Raw genomic sequence first — 20736 nt, forward strand, 5'->3', positions numbered from 1 at the left:
TTGTGATGATATCTGTTGCAGATATGGAATTTATTGTCGCTTTGGCAAAAAACACATCTCTCGCCGCTGCAGCAAGGGATTTGAACATATCCCCACCAGCAGTCAGCCAACGCCTTTCTTCTTTAGAAACAAAAATGGGTTTACGCTTAATTGAACGGTCAGGCCGCGGAGGCGTACTACTTACTTCAGATGGCGAGCTTTTAGCTGAAAGAGCGATCAATATTCTTGCTGATATAGATAGCATGACCTCAGAACTGGCTGATCGTCAGAAGAAGATTGTTGGCAGGCTAAGAGTTATGGCTCCCCTCGGGTTTGGAAGACACTATATTGCACCAGTTATTGCTGATTTCAGGCAAAAACATAGCGATGTATCTATCGACCTAACCCTTTCCGATAATCTTGCGCAACTCCCTGATCAAAGCTGGGACATTATAATTCAGGTAGCACCTCTCGCTGATAGCGGCCTAATTGCAATCAAGTTAGCTGAGAACGAGCGTTTTGTTTGCGCCTCCCCCGAATATCTTGAAACCCACCCTTCGGTGGAAACACCACAAGACTTGATAAATCACGTATGTCTAACTTTGCGAGAGAATGAGGAAGATGACACATATTGGTCATTTAAATCTGCGGATGACGATATCCAGCAACAAATCAATGTAAGAGTTAAATCTCAAATGTCTGCAAATGATGGCGAGACGCTTCAAAAATGGGCGCATCAGGGATTGGGGATCATCCAGCGTTCTGAATGGGCCGTACAGCAGGATATACGTGACGGAAAGCTTGTAAGACTACTTGGTGATTTTCATCTACCCGCTGCACCCGTTGTCGCTCTCGTAACAAGCAGAACCAACCGGGCTACACGAGTACAAACCTTCATTGATTTCCTTAAGGACGCCTTCGCACAGCCCAAGTGGCACAGCTAATCGCCAAACTCCCAGCACTCATTTAAATAATCCTTCCTTACTGGCTTAACCACACTGAATAAAATAGGTGGCCGTAGCCTCCAGAACATCACCTGACCGTACAGGAATCACTTTGAACACAGTCTTCGCTTCTATATTTCACAAAACCAACATTTTATATTTGATAATCATTCTTACTTTCATTATTAACTGATTCATTCAGTTTTAATTGAGGCTAGGCACATGAAACTTCGCAAACTTCTCTTTACTTCCATTGGGGCAGCAGCACTGCTCGCGAGCACAGCATCCGCACACACGCCCTATATTGTTCCAATCAGCTTTGATCCGGCCTTTGGCAAAATGGTTACATTGGATGCCTCATTTGCTGAGAAGTTCTTCTTGCCTGAAGCTGCTTTCACTGGAAGCGAGTTTTACATCGTCACTCCAAACGGCGAGCAGATTTCCCCAGATACACGAAGTGATCTGAAAACCCGCGTGGTGATCGAGCATTCTCTTGAAGACAAGGGTACATATAAATTCTCCACCGGTATGCGCTATGGTCGCATCTTCCGTATGTATGAGCTAAACGGCAAACCAGGCCGTATGGAAGACCCAAGCGAACCTCTGCCCGAAGGCGCAAAAGAAACTGCACATTTTCAGGCCGTAACACGCGCAGAAACATATGTATCCAAAGGTGCGCCAACAGAAGCGGCCCTCAAACCATCAGGCAAAGGGCTTGAAATTACGCCTATCACTCATCCCAACGATGTTTATGCAGGCGAACCAGTTGAATTAACTGTGCTGTTTGAAGGCAAGCCAGCCGTTGGCCTTGAAATCCCTGTATATGATGCAAGCGGTGCCTTCAGTGCAAAAGAGCCAGTAGCCAAGCTTAAGACTGATGCCAAAGGTAAAATCGAATTCACACCTGAAAAAACAGGGAATTATCTAGCCCGCGCTCGTCACAGAGTGAAAGCTCCGGAAGGCGCTAAAGCCCCTGTTTACAGCTATACATACACACTCACTTTCGAAGCGGCGCGTTAATCTGGCCCGAAGGAAAAGACCCATGAAAAAGATTGTTTCAACACTGGCAATTGCTGCAAGCGTTCTTGTTATTACATCCCCCGCTCTACCAGCATCTCACTTCAAAGCAGGCATGATCCGCGACTATGACCTGAATGGCGATAACAAAGTATCCAAAGAGGAATTTGCGCAGGTGCGCCGCGCGCGCTTCGCAAACACCGATACAAATGGTGATGGCACTATCAGTCCAGCTGAATATCTCACTGAATTTGAAGTACGCTATGAAAGCATGCTGAAAGAACGCCAACTTAAAAGCACGCAGCACGCTTTCGATAACTTCCGCAAAACGGATACGAACAAAGACTATGTGCTGACGGCAGCAGAATACAAAGTGGCATCAGACGAACACTTTTATAAGCATGACCCAAACCATGATGGCCGTGTTGACCAAAAGGAATCAAACGGCAAGCATAAGGGGCTTTATAAAAAATACGACACCAACGGTGATAATATCGTTCTCATCGGTGAGCATCACGCAGTACGCGACACCATGTTCAAGAACATGGATAAAAGTGGCAACGGCGTATTAAGCCGCATTGAATATGTTGGCGCTGCTGAAGCAGCAGCGGTTGCTGCAATCCCTGCTTCCGTAAAAGCTTCAGAAAAGCAAACAAAAATCCGCTTTAAAGCCATTGATAAAGATGAAAACGGCGCCATGAGCTGGGAAGAATTTGAAGCTTCCGGCATTCGCATGTTTGATCGTCTTGATACCAATAAAGATGGTTTCATTGCCGATGATGACCCTGCGCCAAAACGGGAGCAGCAGGCAACTCAGAAACCGAAGAAAGCAAAAGCTTCAGCAGCTCGCTAACCTGATTGGAAGAACCAATGGATTTGCTTTCTCTCATTCTCTCTGGCGGTGCTATCACCATACTCCTAAGCGCTATGTCTATTATTGTGCTGACGATCACTGTGTTTAAGTTGATCGAACAATGGCGCGCAGGCCGGTGGCACAAAGAACAATCTGTGCAGGTCATTAATTTTGTTGCCGAAAAAAACATCAAAGCAGCAAAGGCAATTACCTCAGCAAGCAACCATGCTGTTGCAAAAGTTCTGAATGCTGCGCTTGAAGAAATGCATACGAGCGAACAAACCAACACACTTCCAAGACAACAGGGGGAGCGCATGGCGAATGCCGCGCTCTTCCAAATAAACGCGTACCTGCGCGGACTTGATGTAATTGCTTCCCTCGCACCGCTCATTGGCTTGCTTGGAACCGTAATCGGGATGATTGAAGCGTTTCAGGGACTACAGGGTGCCGGCATGCGTGCTGACCCTGCGGCGCTTGCGGGGGGTATCTGGGGCGCTCTTCTTACTACCGCTGCAGGGCTTGTAGTTGCTATTCCAGCATCTGCCCTTCTCAGTTTCTTTGATGGCCGGGTGCAAAAAACACAAGCTGATATCATTGATGCTTTTGAAGGTATGCTTGCCGCCTGGCAGGGTTCCAAAGCATCGGGCGTTACAGAAGAGAACAGACTGGAAGCTATCACCCCAACACCGATTCCACAGGCTGAAGCAGTGGCATGATAAAGGTGATGGAAACAAAACGGAAGCGCCCTTCGCTCACACCTCTGATTGACGTGGTGTTTCTGCTTTTGATCTTTTTCATGATTGTCTCCCGTCTGAGCCTTGAGCAAATGCAGGAACTCTCCCTCCCTAGTGTAGGCAAGGCAAATACTCCTGTGTCAGATGTAAAAATTGAGCGCGTGAAAATCACGCTTCAGGCGGATGGTTTGATAAGCCACCGAAATCAAACACTCCCCCTTAGTGAATTCCAAGCTTTGATGCAAAACGATTTCGCACAACCAATTGATGTCAACCTTGGTGAAGAAGTAACGCTCCAACAAACGCTTGAGCTGATCGAAGCGTTGGGCATAGCTGGCTTCACGGAAGTAAAGCTGCAAATGCGGGAGCAGGGCAAATGATTATGAAACCGCAAGTCCGCCCTGAACGAGAAAATGTTATTCCCCTCATCAATGTGGTGTTTCTGCTTTTGATCTTTTTCATGATCGCAGGCCAGATGTCTCGCTCAGAGATGCTGGATGTTATGGCGCCGTCCGTTCAGGCGGAAACTGATATCGCAGGCATGGAAGATCGCTTGCTTGTTAACGCAGACGGCAAGATCGCCCTCAGCGATAAAGAAATTCCCCTTGAAAACATCACCACCGCGCTCAAAGCCGAAGACGGCAAAACTCTGTTGGTGAAAATTGATAAAAACTGCACCCGCGACTGTTTCCTCCCTGTGTTGCGAGCGCTCCAAAAGGCCGGACACAAAAGTGTGCAGCTTGTAACAGTCCAGACCTGATTTTCGAGATCTATAATGAACCGTTTTAAAACTACTACTTTTCTTACAAGCCTCAGCCTGCTAGCAGCCGCATTTGCTCCTGCTATTGCAAATACGGAAGAGCACCGGGAAAATATTCTCGGCACGTCTTTTGATATGGCTGTGCACGGGGTAAGCGATAAAAAAGCTAAAGAAGCAATTGACGCTGCCCTTCAGGAAATTAACCGTCTTGAAAATATCTTCAGCCCAACCAAAGCAGATAGTGAACTCGCAGCCCTAAACGGCGGCGCGAGCACAGTTTCCGACGATATGGCAGCTGTCTTAAAAGCTTGCGAGGAATGGCGTGTTAAAACCGCAGGCAGCCTTAGCTGCAGACTTGGTGAGATCAAAGCCATCTGGAAGGACGCTACACGCAACAACAGCACACCAAACACAGAACGGTTAAAACGGCTTGCGGGCGCTTCTGGGGAAGCGACAGTCACTCTAACTGGTAATTCAATTGAAACAAATTCCTTGAAGCTGGATCCCACGTCGCTCGCGAAAGGCTACATCCTCGACAAGGCCCTAAAGGCAGCAAAAGCACAAGTGCCAGACGCAACCGGTATTAAACTGGATATAGGCGGTGATGCCTTATATTGGGGGAACGCCAGCAGTGGTACTAACTGGAATGTAGGCGTTGCCAATCCATTTGGCGCGGCAGATAACGCAAATTATCTGACAACGCTCTCGCTATCATCCAAAGCCGTTGCATCAAGCGGACACAATACTCGCACCTATACCGTTGATGGCAAAGATTATAGCCAGATCATTGATCCGAAAACCGGCTGGCCAGTTAACGAAGCACCTGCCGCTACCGTTGTTGCCAACGATGCCATGACAGCCGACGCGTTAGCCACCGCACTTTCTGTTATGCCTATCAAAGAAGGCCTTAAGCTCATCAACACCATGACAGATGTCGAAGCATTGATTATTGCGCCAGACGGTCGCCAGTTCCCAACAAACGGCTGGCATAAACTACAGGCCAAAGATGCCGAAACAGAAGAGACGCTCTGGAATAACGATTTCACCTTCAATATCGATTTCGCCATTCCTGAAGTAGATGAAGGTAATTATCGCCGTCCATACGTTGGTATCTGGGTTACAACACCTCGTAAGAAACTTGTCCGCAGCCTTATGTTGCTGGGCGAAAGCCGCCGATGGATGGAAGAAAATTATGTTTGGTGGCGCCGTTACGGCCGTAAATTTGATTCTGTTGTAGACGGTGTAAGCCGTCCAACCCGTATGCCGGGGCGTTATAATGCCACATGGGACGGCCGTGATGATTTTGGTAACTCTATCGAAAACGGTGACTATATCCTGCATGTAGAAATGGCGCGCGAACACGGCGGCCACACCTACAAGCAGATCGCCATCAAAATTGACAAAAATGGTTTTAAGCTACAACAGCCTGCAGAAGGCGAAATTGGTGACTTAACTGTCGTTTTTGGCAAGAAAAGCTAAGGACAGGCCATGCCTTCTGCTGTTAAACAAAGTGATATGAACCTACAGCGTTCCGGCGCTGCGGCAGGTGATATTGAGAACGGGTTTACTGCCAAATTCCGTTCGCCTGAGTTCAAAAAGAAGATCAAGAAGAAAAAGAATGAAATGTACCGGCAAAGCCGGATGCTGCATACATACGTATCGGCACTCGCTTTCATTCTGCTTTTGTTTTTTGCCCTTAGTGGCTTGATGCTCAACCACCCTGAATGGTTTCAGAGCGACCGCGTTAAAACCGACGACGTTCTAACACTTAGAGAAGTCGATCTAAAAGCGGCATCCGCTACAGATAACCCTGTTCAGGCCCTATCTGATCTGGTTTCCAACCAGATCTATATTCCAGGTGAACTGAAGAACCACGAAGATTTAGGCGACGGCTATCAGCTTGAGTATCGAGGTCTTGGCGGTAGTGCCAGTGTGTTTGTTGATTTGCTTACAGGCGAAGCTGAAGTGACCGTCCGCCGCGCGACAATTGCCGATAAAATGCATAATCTTCACAAAGGCAAATATACTGGCACGGTGTGGCCGTGGATCATTGATATCACCGCTTATCTCACCCTCGCGCTGTCTCTCTTTGGGTTTATCATTTTATTCACGGTAAAAATGCGGCTGAAGAACAGCCTGCGCGTCATCGGGGGTTCTACGGTATTCCTCGGTGCTCTGATTTATTTCCTTGTACCTTAATCTGCTTAATAAGGTATATCTCCAGAACTTGCCCTTCGGCTCTCCCCGAAGGGCTTTTTTTTATTGAGCTCCAAACTCTATTGGAAGCACAAAAACACGTTCCTTCATATCTGTCATTTCATCAGGAAATACAGGAAAAGGACTAGCGCGTTTTATGGTTTTCAAAGCAGATTTATTGAGGATACGGTAATCACTTTCTTCAAGGATTTCAGCATTCAAGAGACCACCTACTGGATCAAGTGTGAACCGCACGGTCACGATACCCATCAAACGGCGCTCACGGGCCATACGCGGATATATTAAATTCTTTTGCACCCATACCCGTACAAGATCTTCATAGGTACGGATAACACCGCCCACCCCGCCTGACTGTGCCGCATTACCATCCCCTTCATTCCCTTTTGCTTCCGAGTTTCTACCGCCAGCCCCACCTACACTGTTAGTAACAGCGGGTGCAGCACTTCCTTCTTCTTCACCAACCGTATTGTTTATAGCGTCTGCCGGCTGCGGTGAAGGTGTTGTTGTTTTTTGTGCTGATGCAGTTTTGGGTTCAACGATATCCGGGTCTTCTACTATTTCCTCTTCCTCCGAAGGCGTTTCTTCTGCCTCTACCGGTACTTCCGCTTGTTCTGGTTCTTTAGGCACTTCTTCCGCACGCTCAGGTTCTTGGGGGGGGGCTATTGGCGGCTCTGGCAGCGGCTCCAAGGGTTCTGGCTGTCTTTCTTCCCGGGGTTTCTGAGCAGTTGTCTTTTTCGGTGCCGCTTGGTCTAACATCTGCTGATGTTCTGAAATTTCCTGTGTGTTACCCGCCTGAGAAATACCGCCCGCAGCAGCCCCTTCAAAAGCAAGTTCAACAAGTACTCCTTTTTGACCAGCGGGTGGCGGCGCAGGATCACCAAAGGATGTGTTTGCATAATAAACAATCGCGCCCGCATGAACTGCAAGCGCGATTGTCGCTGATAATGACCATAGTAACCGATTGTTCATTATAGCCTCTTTTAAATGGTTTGTGCCGCAGCGTCCCCCAAACGCTGCGACACTACCCAAGTACATACTTGGGGGGTATCTGTTTTTAGAACTGGTAAGAAACGGATACGCGAACGTCGCGGCCAAAGCTCCTTGTGCCTGCTCTGTGACGGCGGTAATCCTTATCAAACAGGTTGTTTACCGCGAGACGGATTTCCGCACCTTCAACCGCTTCCGGGCGGTATGTGAAGTATAGATTATGAATGTTGTAACCAGGGTTACCATCCACTTCATCTTCTGTGTGATGACGCCACACAAACTGTGATTGGAAACCACCTTCAAGGCCAGTGTCCCCGAAGCGGGTACCGCCAGAGATAGAAAGCTGATCGGCGGGTGTTGCTGTAAGATCAATATTCCGGGAAAGGTTTTCACCGCGAATGCTTGAAAAGCTCGTACGGATATAGGTTACGCCGTTATCGTAAAGGCCTTCAAATTCCCAGCCTTTGAGACGATCTTCACCGTCATTGATATAACTCATAGGATTGATAAGCGCAGATGTGCTGCGGATGCTTACGATCTTATCTTCAATATTATTACGGAAATACACAAGCTTGGTACGCAGGATATCCCCCTTGGTGATTACATCTTCAAACGCCAGCTTTATACCACCTTCCCATGTTTGGGCTGTTTCTTCCCGGAGCTGGAGGCTTGTTGTTTTATCAGCTGTTCCCGGAGGGAATGGAGCGCCGAAGAAGAGTGAGTGAGCATAAATTTCGTCGATTGCCGGAGCACGGAAACCTTCATAGTATCCTCCAATAACACTTGCCCAATCAGTTAGCTTTATTTCGGCTGTTACGCTTGGTGTCCAGGCTGAATAGCGGTCTGCCTGCCGGAATTGATCCGCTGTAAGGAAATCATCCGGGTCAGCAATACGGTCTTCAAGACCAACCGTTGAACCTTCTGTTGTGTATGTCGCATAGCGGATAGCCGGTGTGAGGATCACACGGTCAGCGAAATTGATTTCATCCTGAATGAATGCACCAAACACATCCTGTTCACCACTTGGCTGGCTGCGAATAGGGCCACCACTTTGCTCGCCGAAACGGTCTTGGGTGTAGAAATCAGCACCAAATGTCATCACATGTTTCACACTACCTGTGCTGAAACGAGATGTATTGATCGCAGAAAGTTGCCAGCTTTTATAATCGAAAATACGCGTCTCACCCGGATCAAGCGATGTGGACACCGGGCCAGCAACAATGCTTGAATCAAGCCCAGTTTCCATATTATGGGTTTTGGAATATCCAAAGCTCAGGGTGAAATCGACCCACGGGTTATCATCATTCTGGTAAGCATATTCAAGCGCTACCGATGTATCTTCAAGCTCACGGTCGATAAGTCCCTCAGAGAAACCACTATCCGTTGTGCCTCGGTCATTCTGGCGGAATTCAACAATCCCGCTGTCTTCACCGTATTGGTAGGAAGCGCTTAATTTATGGTAATCAGCCAATACTATTGAGGCCTTCAATAGAAGGTTTTTTACATTAACTGCCGACCCCTCAAATGTATCACCAGATGCAAACTCAAAATCATCAGAATCACGGAATGTAACGGCACCAAGAAGATCAATATTTTCTTCCGGACGTGCATAAAGGAAAGCGGAACCGTTCCATTCATCGTTGTTTGAATTAAAACCGGCCTTAACTTTGGCACCAAAAGTCTGGCCAGCTTTTAGGAAATCAGATGCATCTTTCGTGGTCATGTTCACCACGCCACCAATCGCGCCACTCCCGTACAATGTCGAAACCGGACCACGGACAACATCCACCTGCTTCAAGAGCTCCGGATCGCCGAAAAAAGAACCAAGGCGGTATCCCTCAAAATATTTGGTTACACCGTCTACCCGCACAATATTCTGTTCAGGGCGAGTAACACCACGAATACTGAACTCAGCACCTTGGCGGTTGGGACCACCATTAATGTCCACACCAGGGAGATCTGCAACAAGTTCCATAACATTGTTTGCCTGGCGGCGGCTGATATCTTCAGAACCAACGATAGAAACCGATTTAACTGTCTCAAGCTCTTTCTTCTCCGTGAAAGTTGCTGAAACCGTTACCTTTTCAAGGCGGCTTTCTTCGTCTTTTTTCTTTTTATCTTCAGTATCTTGTGCGTGGGCAGCGGCAGTGCACACAAGCACCATCGCTGAAGAGAGTAGCAGTTGTTTTTTCATCGTTTCCTCACATCTCTCTCGGGTTGAATGGGGAGGAGAGAGTTATTTGCAATTAATAATGCGAATGATTCGCATTTGCGATGAAAGGGGTATGAAATAATCACAAAAGTGTCAACTGAAAAAGAAATACCCTATCGGTTACGCATCAAACCCGTGGAAGTTCCATGCGAAAGCCAAGGCCGCCATCTTCAGGTAAAAAGGCATCAATTTCCCCACCATGGGCACGGATAATTTTATCAACAATACTTAACCCTAAACCGGAACCACCAGTGGCTTGCGTGCGGCTGGCATCAACCCGGTAAAGCCTATCAAACAGCATAGGCAAGGCTGCTTCCGGCACACCTGGGCCGTTATCTGTGAAGACGATAAGGACTCTTTTTTCAGATACAGAACACTCGATATCTAACCGCAATCCCTCTGCCTTTGCAGTTACCGAATTTTGTACCAAATTATCAAACACCTGGGTCATCCGTATGGGGTCAATTTCACAAATAACCTCAGGGCAGGATAATGACCATTCGTAAGGGCTAATCACCCTGCCCGCCTGCAATTTTTCCTGTAGAAATCCTTGCAGATCAATGGCCTGTTTTCCCAGATGCAAATCAGCATTATCTAGAGCACTGAGTAAATCCAGATCATTGACTAAATTAACCAACTGCTGTGTTTGATCGAGAGCATATTTTACCGTTTTATTATCGCCTTCAATAATGCCTTCCGAGGCTAATTCCAGTCGCCCTCGCATGTTATGAAGCGGTGTCCGCAGTTCGTGAGATATCTCTGCAAGCAGTTCATTTCTTCTGTCTTTTTCTTGTTCCAATCGGTCGCGTGCCTTATTGAAAGCCGAAACCAAACTATTCACTTCATCCTTAAATCCAGAAGCTGGCATAGGGGCAGGCAACTTCTCAGAAGAAAGCTTCCGAGAGAAGCTTTCAAGCATGCGCAGCGGCGCTAGTCGAAATCTGACGAGCAGAATAATAAACACGCCAACCAGTGCATAATAAATACCAAGCTCTCGCACATGTTTGCCCAGATTTTTTGTGATGATGGTAAAAGTGCTTGGCTCAGATTTAAACGTAGGATCCGGCACTATGAAAATAAGATATTCAGTGCCCCACTGGAATGCCGGAACCCGGTTATAAATTTGAATAATCTCTTGCTTGTTATAGAGACTGCTGAGCACCACAGAATATCCTTGAGCATCTGGTTCTGCTCTCACCAGCTCCGTAAACACAAACTCACTATTACTAAATCCCTGAATTTCAAACCGCTGATTTGTAACAATAATAACATTATCATCGCCACCACTCTGCTGTTCAAATTCAGTAATCAAACCTGCGATTTGTTGTTTGGTATTTTGAGGTTCCGGAAGCGATCCTAAATAGTGTTTATAATCAGGCTTGTTGACACCAGAATTTGCCTCAAGCGGTGTCAGGAATATGCCAACGGTGGTTTGATTCAAAAGCCCCGTAAAGGTTATAGTAAGCCCAAGAGCTATAATAATTGCAAAAGCAAGTTGCCATTCAAGTCTGTGATAAAATTTCATGATATCGAACCTTTGAGCTACTGGCGGGGCTGATCAGGTATGAGTTTCATTTTATACCCCACACCGTAGACAGACGAAATTCCGTGCTGCTCTCGGTCAATCTGATTAAGCTTTTTCCGGGCGTTATGCAGATGCACATCCACAGTACGGTCACTGCTCTCAGAATCGTAACCAAAAACAGCCACGAACAACTGTTCCCGTGTAAAAATCCTTTCCGGTGACTTCAGCAAAATCATCAGTAACTGATATTCAGTTTTGGTAAGAGTTAGTTCGTGACCGCAGTAAAAGATTTGTTTGTTGAGCTCATGCCACCGCCAGGGGCCTAAAGCACCTGTTTCATCAGATACGGGTTTAAAATGCTGCCGCCTGAGGTGCGCTTTTATTCTGGCGATCAGCTCCTTATGCTCAAACGGTTTTTTAACATATTCATCAGCACCGGCCTCCAAGCCAACAACCAGATCGTCAGGGGTAATACGGGCCGTTACCATAATGATAGGAATCTGGCTTTTTCGCCTTATATGAGCGCATACCTCAACACCGTCCCGTTCTGGCATCATCCAATCGAGAATAACCAAATCTGGTTTCTGCTGCTCAAACAGCCGAATGGCGTCAGTGCCATTCCGCGCTGTAATACACCGCATATTATGGTGCTCTAGATACAGCCGCAGGTTTTCGGCTGTATCCCAGTTATCTTCCGCCACTAAAACAAGTGGTTTATCGTCAAGTTGATCATTCAATATTCAACAACCTTGGTCACCAACTGCGAGCCCAAATACTCTGCCAAATGACGTTCTGTTCGCCAAGCAAGTTCCATCATATCTCTCGAAAAACTATTGCTCAGCATAACAATCCATGCGTCTTCATCCTTGAGCCAGAGGACATCAGCAAAAAAGAAGCGATTGCTCCCATTATGAGCCACTAAATCTCCGCCTTTGTCTGTTGTAAAAATCGCCCAACCATAACCATAATGGCTATTGCCAGATGGATCTTCCGCAATATGCCGGGTTGTTAAAAGTTCTATAGAGTTCTCTGTTAGAATTTCTGCATTGCTAAGAGACTTGAGCCAGACATGCATATCCCCAAGTGTTGAATGAATGCCGCCATTGCCTTTTAGCAGCCAGGAAATTTCACCCATATCCTGATAACGGGCAATACCAGAGCCAAACTTTTTACCGCGTGCATATCCTTCTGCTACCAGTGTTTCTGTCCAGTCAGGCGCTAAATATCCAGTGTTAAACATCCCAAGTGGTTTGAAGAAAGTTTGCTGGAGATAAGCCTCATATTCCATATCGGTTACAAGCTCTATAATCCGAGCTAGTGCGCTATAACCAACATTCCTATATTCATGCTCAGATCCCGGTGCAAAACGGAGAGACTGTTTGAAAACAGTATCAAAAAACACATGGGTTTCAACCAGGTCATAATCTCCTTTATCAGGAAAACCACGAAGGCCGGAACTGTGAGTCAACAGTTGATGGATAGTTATACTGGCTTTATCTGCTGGTATATTGGGGAAATACTTTTGCAGGCGATCACTTAAAGCTAATCGTTTTTCCTCGACCAATTTCATTATCGCCGCACCAGTAAATTGCTTTGTAAGCGAACCCACATCATAAATAGTATGCACGTTGGTTTTTTGTTGGCTATCCTCCGCCATTACACCAAATTCATCGGTTAAAACAACCTGCCCTTTATGGGCAACAAGCAAGGAGCCTGAAAAGTTTTTACGTTCATATTTATCCAAAAGCTGCCTGACATCAGTTTTCAGCTTTTCTGTATGATCAAAGGATGAAGCAGCTTGCACCGGAAAACTGAACCCAGTTGTGACTGCAAACAAAACTACGCCAATAACACCCCCTAGAAATAAGGGTTTTGCGAAAAAATTAGACACGAAAATATCCTCATTGGTAATTCACATTACCGGGGCATATAAAAAACAAAAATCATGAAATAATTAAGATTTCCCGCGCGCCACGAATGCACGGTATGGCACCAGCGTTAGTATCAATATTTTCCTGGCCTAAGACCATAGTCTGGTTCGCGCATCTATGCGGTATGCTACTACTTGATCATGATGATGAATTTTAAACGATATATTTCTCAGTTTCGTCGCCGTTTCTGGTGGCGTATCAGTATTTATGCAGGCCTGAGCTGTTTTGTTGTTATCAGCGGAGCAATCAGCCTAATTCTTGTTTTAAATGACTATTCAGATTTTCTCGATACTACAGAAAAAGACAGTTTGGAGATGATCGCTGAAGAAATTGTCGAAGAGCACTCTACAGCCATTCAGCAATCCATCGAAAGTCCGGTATTTGAAAATTTAATTGAGAATACCACAGCAATGCTTGAGAGCCTTAAAATGTATCAGGAGCCATTTCTTGTTCCTGACACTGAAGATATCGATTATTTCTTCACACTCAACAATGTGGCGGACGTAGCTTACCGTATCACGATTTATAACACAGAAGATAAAGAGCTTATCACTATGAGCTCTGATAAAATTCCTCTTAGCCTGAAGGAAAACACCCGTTTTCATGTGGCAAATGTGAACGTGCCCATGGAAGCTCCTCACACAGGCAGGGTGAAAGTTGAAATATACGCCACATTCAACCTGTGGAAAACGCTTTCAAATAACTTTGGTTTTGCTGATGGCCCCTGGATTGTGTTCATTCTGCTTGCCACTTTTGTAGGTATCCTTAGTGGTTTTGTAAGCGGCTGGCATATGACCAAGCGGCTAGACCGGATATCAGCAGTTACCAGAGAATGGTCCGCAGGACATCTGGGTGAACGCATTGATGATAGTCACAGTGATGAACTTGGCGACCACGTAAGGCAATTGAACCGGGTAGCAGATGATTTGAACGAGCTTGTACTTTTAAGGCAGGAACTGTCCGCCCATAATGAACGCGAACACCTCTCCAAAGAACTACATGATACTGTCAAGCAGCAGGTTTTTGCGCTAGCTCTGCAGATAAAAGCCTTATCAAAACACCCAGAAATGCCGGATGTACTGAAAGCACGAGTAGAGGAAACAGAAAAAACCGTTTCAGCTATCAACAGTGAAATCGTAAAACTCCTCTCTGAAGCCCGGCCATCTTCCCAGACCAGTACGAACTTTATTCAGGGGTTGGTAGATCTTATCCCCAGCTACACAAAACACATATCTGTGGTTCTTTATTATGATGAAGAGGTACTGATGATGAGCCAAATGCAGGAACATCATCTTTTGCGTATCACACAAGAAGCACTAAACAACTGTGTAAAGCACTCAAAAGCTTCCGATGTTGTAGTGCGCCTAAAAAGGGAAGATAATGTATGGTCATTAGCAATAAGGGATAACGGCGTGGGTTTTGATACCGGCAATCCTAAAAGCGGCTTTGGCCTGAATAACATGCAGGAACGTGCCACAAGTTTTTATGGGGATATCATCATTGAAAGTACCCCTAAAAAGGGCACATCCGTGTGCGTTACCTGGAAAGCAACAGTGCAAACGAGCAAAGCATGACAGAAGAAACGGAAATCTCACTTATCATCGTTGATGACCATGCACTTGTAAGGCGTGGTCTATCACTGCTGCTGGAAAACAGCCCGGGCATCAACATTATTGGTGAAGCTGAAAACGGCGAAGACGCTGTGAAACTAGCCGCCGAAACCGCACCCGATGTTATACTTCTTGATCTGTTTCTGCCCGACATCTCTGGGGTAGAGGCCGCCCGCCGCATTAAAGAACTAACCCCCAGAAGCCAGATATTGATGCTTACAAGCCATGAAGGGGATGAATATCTCACCGATGCCATGCAAGCAGGTGTGCTTTCATATCTTATCAAGGAAAGCGATCCTGACGATTTAATAGCTGCGATCCATAAAGCGAACAAAGGTGAAGCAACCCTTAGCCCAAGGCTGGCACGCGCATTGATGAAACATCTGAGCCGTGCAGGCAACCATGACAATCCGCTCCATGAAAGCCTGACACAGCGTGAGCATGAAGTATTGCGCGCTATCGCAAACGGTGATTCAAACCAAACGATTGCAAGCAATTTTGGTATCAGCGAAAAAACAGTAAAATCTCATGTAACAAATATTCTCAGCAAACTTTATCTGAATGACCGTACTCAAGCGGCCGTCTATGCATGGCGGAATGATCTGGTTTCCAATAATTCATAAAAAAAGCGAGGCCAGACAGCCTCGCTTTCTCACTCGTTACAATACTCGGAACATTATTTTTGCGAGGTAGCAAACTTATATTTTTTGAATTCAGCAGAGGTCATCCAGTGCACGCCTTCAACGGGCGCTGCCTCTAATGTGAACCAGTAAAATTTCGCAGGAATCCCCATTTCACGGTAATATTCCAGATAGGACTGATGCTGTTCATCATCTCTCGGCACATCCTTGCCTTCATAGCCAGGACCACCCCAGGAATGCACGCCAGCCATCGCACCCGGGCTTACCGATCGCTCAACACCCGCGAGAAAGAAGTCTGTGCCGCCAGAGGCAACCACACTATTTGAAGCCAGTTTAGTATTAAGGCCGAACTGGCGTACATAAGATGCAGCCCGAAGGTTTGCTTCATCATCTACGGAACCCGGGACACGACCAAGAAGGATTGTTGTTACCTCAGGGTGCTCAATAACCAGCTCCAAAACACGTGCTGGCGTAGATGCACTGATAGTACCTGTCATCACAGCGGTACTACCCTGCACATCAAATTCGGCTATTTTATTATCTTGTTTCGCTGCCGTAATTAGCTCTTTTCTGGTAATGGAACCATCACGGTTCAAATCTTTATCCTTAAGGTCATCCCAGATTTCTGCCTCAGGCATCTCTCGCTTGGTAAGCGCGCCATTGCCGTTTTCATCCAGCGCTTCCATAATATAGGCAACTTCATCGCGGATTTCGCTATCAGATACCACAATGGCATTGGCGAGATCAAAGGCCTGAAGCTCCTGAAGGCTAACAGTCTTATCCCCATTACGGTCCACACCACGCGCTAAATCTCCTACAGCTTTTTTCAGCTCTTTCACCGTAAGTTTGCCATTACCATTTGCATCAAGAGACGCCATCATCTCTTTCAGTTCTGCCTCTTCATCTGCTTTCAAGTTAGCTAGATATTTTTTAAAATCGGCTATGCTCAGCTGTTTCTTACCGGTTTCCTTCTGCAACCTTAGGAGCTGGTCCATTGCTTCATAAGCGCTGATAGTGCCATCACGGTCTCCATCCAGAAACTCCAGCACATCATCTGCGGCTACAGTTTGCGCAGCAAAACCAAAAGCCAGGCTTGCTAATAATAAATCTCTTACCAATTTCATGAGTATGCTCCCTGTTACCTTTTAGAATTGCACCGTAAGGCTAGCCAGATCTGCCAGCGCGATATCTTCAATAAATAAGCTATTGCCGCCACCCAGATCAAAGCTCACACCGCCCGATTGCTCGGTCGCAGCATTTTGAAGTGATGCAATATCTGTGAAATCAGTCTCCGTGAAACGGAGATCAAGGCTATCTTCCGTGGTGTTGAAATCAGTAATTCGGTCCGCACCGCTGTTTTCACGGAAAACAAACGTATCGCTGCCATCACCGCCAGTGAGAGTATCGTTTCCTGTGCCACCGTTCAGTCGGTCAGTGCCTTCACCACCACTAAGCACATCATCACCAGCGCCGCCAAAAAGGGTATCATCACCCGCTGCACCTGTTAGCTCATCAGCACCAGTGCTACCATATAGAATATCATCGCTTGCGCCGCCGTTCAGCGTGTCGTTGCCAGCCCCGCCCCCCAGTGTATCGGAACCTTCACCACCGGAAAACGTATCAGCTCCCGTGTCAGAAGCACCGGCATATATAGCGTCACTCCCTGCGCCGCCAGCAACCGTATCGGCACCGCCACCGGCACGAATAAAATTATCTGCGTCATTCCCGGTGATTTCATCATCACCTCCGGAAGCAAGCACACGTTCAATCACTGTTTCAGGGGTCAGGTAAACTGTCTCGTTATCTGTACCGACAACGTTACCTGTTGCATCATCCGTATAGGTGATGGTGGTACCAACATTCACCCAAGTGCCTGGGGTCAGGTCTAATTTCAAATCACTATTGCCACCAGTAAATGAAAGCGTATCTGTACCACCCAAATCATAGATGGTTTGGTAATGACGTTCAGACAGATCGAACGTGTAAGTATCATTACCAGCTGCTGCTGTTTCGTTTTTGCCGTAAAGTGCCTGCAAGGCTAGAATATCCAGATACATAAATGTGGTTGGCCACAAATCTGCATCATCAGCATTAGCCACTTTGGCAGAAATACTGCCATCCCCTACTTGTGAAGCAACTGAATATTCATGCCCTAGAAATTCAGCAGGAAGTGGTGTTGCACCGCGATCAGGTGCTTCTTCAGGATGTTCAATACCAAGCGCATGTAGCAGTTCATGCAGCACATTTACCTCATAACCCGGGTCTGATGCCGGAATACCGCCATTAATGATAAATACGTTGCCTGAAAGTGGCCCGGAACCGGGGAAAAGAGCGATGCCTGCAGCATCATTCCCGTTTATGTCTGCGCTACCAAGGCGGATGGTACCAGCCTCATCACCACCATCAGGAACCTCTGTAAACCGAAGGTTAGAAAATTGTTCAATCTGCTTCAACGCATCCCGAGCAACTTCAGCCAAACGTTCAGGCAGTGGGCCATAGTTCCTAAGGCCAAGGTCTGATAGTTCTGCAAGGTCTCCGGTTGCTGTACTTAAATCCAGCGTACTGGTCTCTGTAACCAGACTAAAAGTCAGTGTCGTAAGGCCGGAACCATCTTCATCTGCCGCATAGCGAATATTGGAAAGCAAACCATCAATTCGGTTGTCGCCAGTAGGGCTGAAAGATGATGTAGCACGCACATCTGTTACTGTTCTGTTGTTATCAACGGATGGCCCCATTTTATTATCCTTTCACTGCCTAAAAGAAAAAGGGCAGCCTAAGCTGCCCCCATGCGAGATTAGAATTTAAAGAGAACGCCGCCTAAGCCTTGGAATTCTTTATCTTCTGAATACATACCGGAAAAACGGATACTTACTTTTTCGCTCACGGCATATTCGTAACCACCACCGAAACGGAAAGAATCTACTTTTGTGCTGCCAATATTTACATCAGCTACATCTGCGCCAACGCGAATATTATCGTAACCAACAAGTGCATAAAGAAGCCCTCTATCACTTACAGTATAGCCAAGGTGCAGATCACCACCGATATGACGGCCAACTTCTGCTTCAACGTTTGTACCGTTGACATTCAAACCGCGGTCTACTGAAGAACCACCAAAACGGCCTTCAATACCAAATACAAAACCACTGTCTGTTTGCTTACGAAGGCCAAGAACGCCGCCATAATAAAGGCCAGAGTTACCGTTAACGCCGCCGAAATTATTGAAACCTGCTTCAACACCGATATAGCCGCCGTCGAAAAGTTTATCGTCTGCTTGTGCTGCACCAGATACTGCAACCACCGCTGCTACTGCTGCCGTCTTAATGATTTTTTTCATTGTTTTCATCCCTGTAAAATCATGTGTCTTTTTCAGTGATCTGTCCTCAAAGCGTGCTCTGAGTGGGGAGAATCACTTACAGGTTCATTTTGTACAGAGATTACCAAAGCGGCACATCGGATCAGGGTTTCACTGCATATAAGCCAATGGTCGCCTTCGCTCTAAGACCATGGTCTTAGAAGGGAAGCTAATGGCTTGTTTTCTATCACTTTGAATTATTGATATCGGTTTTATCTGTTTTTAATACACTGATAAATCGCCATACTGAGTAAATGAATAGCGTTTACAGCAAGGAGAAAAACATATGTGGATCAAAAAAAGCATCGTTTTTATTTTGCTGTTTACAGGTATTTCAAGCCAATTAAACGCAGCGGAAGATCTTCGTTCCCTTGCCCGCCGTTTATTTGGCCCCTTGCCAGCAACCATGCCGGGCAGCCAAAACGATACCCTAGAAAGAATAGCACTTGGCCGAGCGCTCTATTTCGAAACAGCACTATCAGCCAACCGTACTCAATCCTGTGAAAGTTGCCACACCCTTAAACACGGCGGTCCTGGCACTGATAATCTACCAACTTCCTTTGGCGCTCTCGGGGAATTTGGCAGAAGAAACAGCCCAACCGTATGGAACGCTGGGTTTCAATCCTCTCAATTCTGGGACGGGAGGGCCCGTAACCTGAAAGACCAAGCTAAAAGCCCACTTCTCAATCCACTTGAAATGGCTCTTTCATCGGAAGAAGAGGCGGTAGAGCGTTTATCAGAACTTGGGTACGGTCCTCAATTTGCGGAAGCCTATCCCAATAGCGATACGGCTCTGACCTTTGAGAATATTCTTGAATCTCTCGCAGCTTTTCAGCGCACCCTTATCACAACCGACAGGTTTGATGCCTTTATGAAAGGTGACGATACAGCCATGACAGATACGGAAAAACAGGGTTTGCGTACCTTTATCAAAATTGGCTGCAGTCGGTGCCACACAGGGCCCCTTATGGGCGGAAAATTATTTGCGAAGATGGGATTAAGAAACCCATACCCCAATAAGGAAGATAAAGGCCGTGCCGAGATCACCGGTAAAAAGTTCCATGAATTTGTATTCAAAGTGCCTACGCTCAGAAACGTAAGCCAAACCGCCCCTTATTTTCATGACGGCGCAGTTGCTTCCCTTGATAGGGCAGTGAAAGATACAGCATGGCATCAGGTGGGATTAAAAATCAGTGATCAGCAAACTGCAGAGGTTGTTGCTTTCCTGAAAACACTCGATAACCAGACAGAGTTTAAGTGAAACCCGAAGCGCTAGCTATCATGGTTTTGACTAACAACAACCAACTTATTCAGGATTTCAATAAGCGTCTGCTTTTCCTCAGCGGAAATAACTTCTTCAAGCTTTTCACTAAAGTTCTCGAACACTGTAATAAGCTCATTACAAAGCGCTGAACCTTTTTCCGTGATATAAAGTGCTTTACTGCGCTGATCCTTATCCATGGCTTTGGTGTAAATAAGGCCCTTTTTAACCAGCGTGCTGATAGCACGTGTAACCAAAGCCCGATCAAAGCCCATCGTATCTGCGATTTGAGAAGGGATAATACCCTGCCGGGTCGCAACCAGCATAATCACCCGTACTTCCGTTTTGGAAACAGAGGCAATGGCCTTCACATTTGGCAGGCTTTCATAGTTGATAGCCCGGTGCATCCAAAGCTGAGTCCTTACGACACAATAGGGAATATACGCTTCAAAATCGAATGAAGAGTCAAAATCCACATATTTTTGTTCCTTTTTTTCTTCCGCCAAAACCTTCTCCAGACTATCTTTAAATTATCTCGTTCCACCCAGAAACAATGAAGCCCAATCCCTTTAATTTCATAGCGTTGCAGATTTTCACGCAACGCAAATCAACTTCTGGAAACTTTTACAAACGATACATCCATCCATCACAGCCAACAAGGAAAATGATTGATCTTGTCAATTAGTAATTGACTTTATCAATTACATCAT

Annotated in this window: 20 protein-coding genes; 11 read left to right on the forward strand and 9 right to left on the reverse strand. The window is 46.3% G+C overall.

Annotated elements, in window-relative coordinates:
• The first annotated feature begins 5 nt into the window (after nucleotides 1-5).
• The 8 genes from MF542_RS08205 (at nucleotide 6) to MF542_RS08240 (ending at nucleotide 6486) form a co-directional block, all read left to right on the forward strand.
• The gene (locus MF542_RS08205; protein WP_247017830.1) at nucleotides 6-923 is read left to right on the forward strand and encodes a LysR family transcriptional regulator; all 918 of its coding nucleotides are present in this window, start codon (nucleotides 6-8) and stop codon (nucleotides 921-923) included.
• Nucleotides 924-1145: 222 nt separating this feature from the next.
• The gene (locus MF542_RS08210) at nucleotides 1146-1943 is read left to right on the forward strand and encodes a DUF4198 domain-containing protein (RefSeq protein ID WP_247017832.1); all 798 of its coding nucleotides are present in this window, start codon (nucleotides 1146-1148) and stop codon (nucleotides 1941-1943) included.
• 22 nt (nucleotides 1944-1965) lie between these two features.
• On the forward strand, nucleotides 1966-2793 hold the full coding sequence (locus MF542_RS08215; RefSeq protein ID WP_247017834.1) for an EF-hand domain-containing protein: 828 nt from the start codon (nucleotides 1966-1968) through the stop codon (nucleotides 2791-2793).
• A gap of 17 nt (nucleotides 2794-2810) precedes the next feature.
• On the forward strand, nucleotides 2811-3509 hold the full coding sequence (locus MF542_RS08220) for a MotA/TolQ/ExbB proton channel family protein (protein WP_247017836.1): 699 nt from the start codon (nucleotides 2811-2813) through the stop codon (nucleotides 3507-3509).
• 8 nt (nucleotides 3510-3517) lie between these two features.
• On the forward strand, nucleotides 3518-3907 hold the full coding sequence (locus MF542_RS08225) for an ExbD/TolR family protein (protein WP_247017838.1): 390 nt from the start codon (nucleotides 3518-3520) through the stop codon (nucleotides 3905-3907).
• A gap of 2 nt (nucleotides 3908-3909) precedes the next feature.
• Entirely contained in the window at nucleotides 3910-4287 is a 378-nt protein-coding gene (locus MF542_RS08230) for an ExbD/TolR family protein (RefSeq protein WP_247017840.1), read from the forward strand.
• 15 nt (nucleotides 4288-4302) lie between these two features.
• Nucleotides 4303-5766, forward strand: coding sequence for a DUF2271 domain-containing protein (locus MF542_RS08235; protein ID WP_247017842.1), 1464 nt, complete (start codon nucleotides 4303-4305; stop codon nucleotides 5764-5766).
• A gap of 9 nt (nucleotides 5767-5775) precedes the next feature.
• Nucleotides 5776-6486, forward strand: coding sequence for a PepSY-associated TM helix domain-containing protein (locus MF542_RS08240; RefSeq protein WP_247017844.1), 711 nt, complete (start codon nucleotides 5776-5778; stop codon nucleotides 6484-6486).
• A gap of 60 nt (nucleotides 6487-6546) precedes the next feature.
• Here the strand turns inward: MF542_RS08240 and MF542_RS08245 are convergent, their stop codons facing one another.
• From MF542_RS08245 to MF542_RS08265, 5 genes are all read right to left on the reverse strand, one after another.
• Nucleotides 6547-7473: an energy transducer TonB gene (locus MF542_RS08245; RefSeq protein WP_247017846.1), complete on the reverse strand. Its 927-nt coding sequence runs from the start codon at nucleotides 7471-7473 to the stop codon at nucleotides 6547-6549.
• A gap of 85 nt (nucleotides 7474-7558) precedes the next feature.
• Complete coding sequence (locus tag MF542_RS08250) at nucleotides 7559-9685, reverse strand: TonB-dependent receptor domain-containing protein (RefSeq protein ID WP_247017848.1); 2127 nt, start codon at nucleotides 9683-9685, stop codon at nucleotides 7559-7561.
• Nucleotides 9686-9830: 145 nt separating this feature from the next.
• The gene (locus MF542_RS08255; RefSeq protein ID WP_247017851.1) at nucleotides 9831-11228 is read right to left on the reverse strand and encodes a sensor histidine kinase; all 1398 of its coding nucleotides are present in this window, start codon (nucleotides 11226-11228) and stop codon (nucleotides 9831-9833) included.
• Nucleotides 11229-11245: 17 nt separating this feature from the next.
• Entirely contained in the window at nucleotides 11246-11965 is a 720-nt protein-coding gene (locus MF542_RS08260; protein ID WP_247017853.1) for a response regulator transcription factor, read from the reverse strand.
• A complete protein-coding gene (locus MF542_RS08265) occupies nucleotides 11962-13119 on the reverse strand; it encodes a serine hydrolase domain-containing protein (RefSeq protein ID WP_247017856.1) in 1158 nt (385 codons plus the stop codon). Before MF542_RS08265 ends, MF542_RS08260 begins: the two co-directional genes overlap by 4 nt.
• A gap of 186 nt (nucleotides 13120-13305) precedes the next feature.
• On the opposite strand from MF542_RS08265, the gene MF542_RS08270 reads away from it, so the two are divergent.
• A complete protein-coding gene (locus MF542_RS08270) occupies nucleotides 13306-14733 on the forward strand; it encodes a sensor histidine kinase (RefSeq protein WP_247017858.1) in 1428 nt (475 codons plus the stop codon).
• The gene (locus MF542_RS08275; RefSeq protein ID WP_247017859.1) at nucleotides 14730-15392 is read left to right on the forward strand and encodes a response regulator; all 663 of its coding nucleotides are present in this window, start codon (nucleotides 14730-14732) and stop codon (nucleotides 15390-15392) included. Before MF542_RS08270 ends, MF542_RS08275 begins: the two co-directional genes overlap by 4 nt.
• A gap of 53 nt (nucleotides 15393-15445) precedes the next feature.
• Here the strand turns inward: MF542_RS08275 and MF542_RS08280 are convergent, their stop codons facing one another.
• From MF542_RS08280 to MF542_RS08295, 3 genes are read right to left on the reverse strand one after another with little or no spacing between them, the layout of a single operon-like run.
• Nucleotides 15446-16534: an EF-hand domain-containing protein gene (locus MF542_RS08280; protein ID WP_247017861.1), complete on the reverse strand. Its 1089-nt coding sequence runs from the start codon at nucleotides 16532-16534 to the stop codon at nucleotides 15446-15448.
• A 21-nt stretch (nucleotides 16535-16555) separates the two neighbouring features.
• Nucleotides 16556-18145, reverse strand: a complete 1590-nt coding sequence (locus MF542_RS17620) for a hypothetical protein (RefSeq protein ID WP_281501585.1) — start codon at nucleotides 18143-18145, stop codon at nucleotides 16556-16558.
• Nucleotides 18146-18204: 59 nt separating this feature from the next.
• The gene (locus tag MF542_RS08295) at nucleotides 18205-18747 is read right to left on the reverse strand and encodes an outer membrane protein (RefSeq protein ID WP_247017863.1); all 543 of its coding nucleotides are present in this window, start codon (nucleotides 18745-18747) and stop codon (nucleotides 18205-18207) included.
• Nucleotides 18748-19051: 304 nt separating this feature from the next.
• On the opposite strand from MF542_RS08295, the gene MF542_RS08300 reads away from it, so the two are divergent.
• Nucleotides 19052-20026 (forward strand): cytochrome-c peroxidase, encoded by a 975-nt coding sequence (locus MF542_RS08300; protein ID WP_247017865.1) that lies wholly within the window; start codon nucleotides 19052-19054, stop codon nucleotides 20024-20026.
• A gap of 11 nt (nucleotides 20027-20037) precedes the next feature.
• Here the strand turns inward: MF542_RS08300 and MF542_RS08305 are convergent, their stop codons facing one another.
• Complete coding sequence (locus tag MF542_RS08305; RefSeq protein ID WP_247017867.1) at nucleotides 20038-20532, reverse strand: MarR family winged helix-turn-helix transcriptional regulator; 495 nt, start codon at nucleotides 20530-20532, stop codon at nucleotides 20038-20040.
• Between the last annotated feature and the right edge of the window lie 204 nt (nucleotides 20533-20736).

It is taken from the genome of Kordiimonas laminariae, assembly GCF_023008165.1.
Lineage (GTDB): Bacteria > Pseudomonadota > Alphaproteobacteria > Sphingomonadales > Kordiimonadaceae > Kordiimonas > Kordiimonas laminariae.

Excerpts from the sequence above, each read along its gene's own strand:
- MF542_RS08235 (WP_247017842.1), top strand. The coding sequence starts at position 4,303 with ATGAACCGTTTTAAAACTACTACTTTTCTTACAAGCCTCAGCCTGCTA.
- MF542_RS08230 (WP_247017840.1), top strand. The coding sequence starts at position 3,910 with ATGAAACCGCAAGTCCGCCCTGAACGAGAAAATGTTATTCCCCTCATC.
- MF542_RS08220 (WP_247017836.1), top strand. The coding sequence starts at position 2,811 with ATGGATTTGCTTTCTCTCATTCTCTCTGGCGGTGCTATCACCATACTC.
- MF542_RS08225 (WP_247017838.1), top strand. The coding sequence starts at position 3,518 with ATGGAAACAAAACGGAAGCGCCCTTCGCTCACACCTCTGATTGACGTG.
- MF542_RS08280 (WP_247017861.1), bottom strand. The coding sequence starts at position 16,534 with ATGAAATTGGTAAGAGATTTATTATTAGCAAGCCTGGCTTTTGGTTTT.
- MF542_RS08240 (WP_247017844.1), top strand. The coding sequence starts at position 5,776 with ATGCCTTCTGCTGTTAAACAAAGTGATATGAACCTACAGCGTTCCGGC.
- MF542_RS08215 (WP_247017834.1), top strand. The coding sequence starts at position 1,966 with ATGAAAAAGATTGTTTCAACACTGGCAATTGCTGCAAGCGTTCTTGTT.
- MF542_RS08295 (WP_247017863.1), bottom strand. The coding sequence starts at position 18,747 with ATGAAAAAAATCATTAAGACGGCAGCAGTAGCAGCGGTGGTTGCAGTA.
- MF542_RS17620 (WP_281501585.1), bottom strand. The coding sequence starts at position 18,145 with ATGGGGCCATCCGTTGATAACAACAGAACAGTAACAGATGTGCGTGCT.
- MF542_RS08250 (WP_247017848.1), bottom strand. The coding sequence starts at position 9,685 with ATGAAAAAACAACTGCTACTCTCTTCAGCGATGGTGCTTGTGTGCACT.
- MF542_RS08275 (WP_247017859.1), top strand. The coding sequence starts at position 14,730 with ATGACAGAAGAAACGGAAATCTCACTTATCATCGTTGATGACCATGCA.
- MF542_RS08210 (WP_247017832.1), top strand. The coding sequence starts at position 1,146 with ATGAAACTTCGCAAACTTCTCTTTACTTCCATTGGGGCAGCAGCACTG.
- MF542_RS08255 (WP_247017851.1), bottom strand. The coding sequence starts at position 11,228 with ATGAAATTTTATCACAGACTTGAATGGCAACTTGCTTTTGCAATTATT.
- MF542_RS08300 (WP_247017865.1), top strand. The coding sequence starts at position 19,052 with ATGTGGATCAAAAAAAGCATCGTTTTTATTTTGCTGTTTACAGGTATT.
- MF542_RS08270 (WP_247017858.1), top strand. The coding sequence starts at position 13,306 with ATGAATTTTAAACGATATATTTCTCAGTTTCGTCGCCGTTTCTGGTGG.
- MF542_RS08205 (WP_247017830.1), top strand. The coding sequence starts at position 6 with ATGATATCTGTTGCAGATATGGAATTTATTGTCGCTTTGGCAAAAAAC.
- MF542_RS08245 (WP_247017846.1), bottom strand. The coding sequence starts at position 7,473 with ATGAACAATCGGTTACTATGGTCATTATCAGCGACAATCGCGCTTGCA.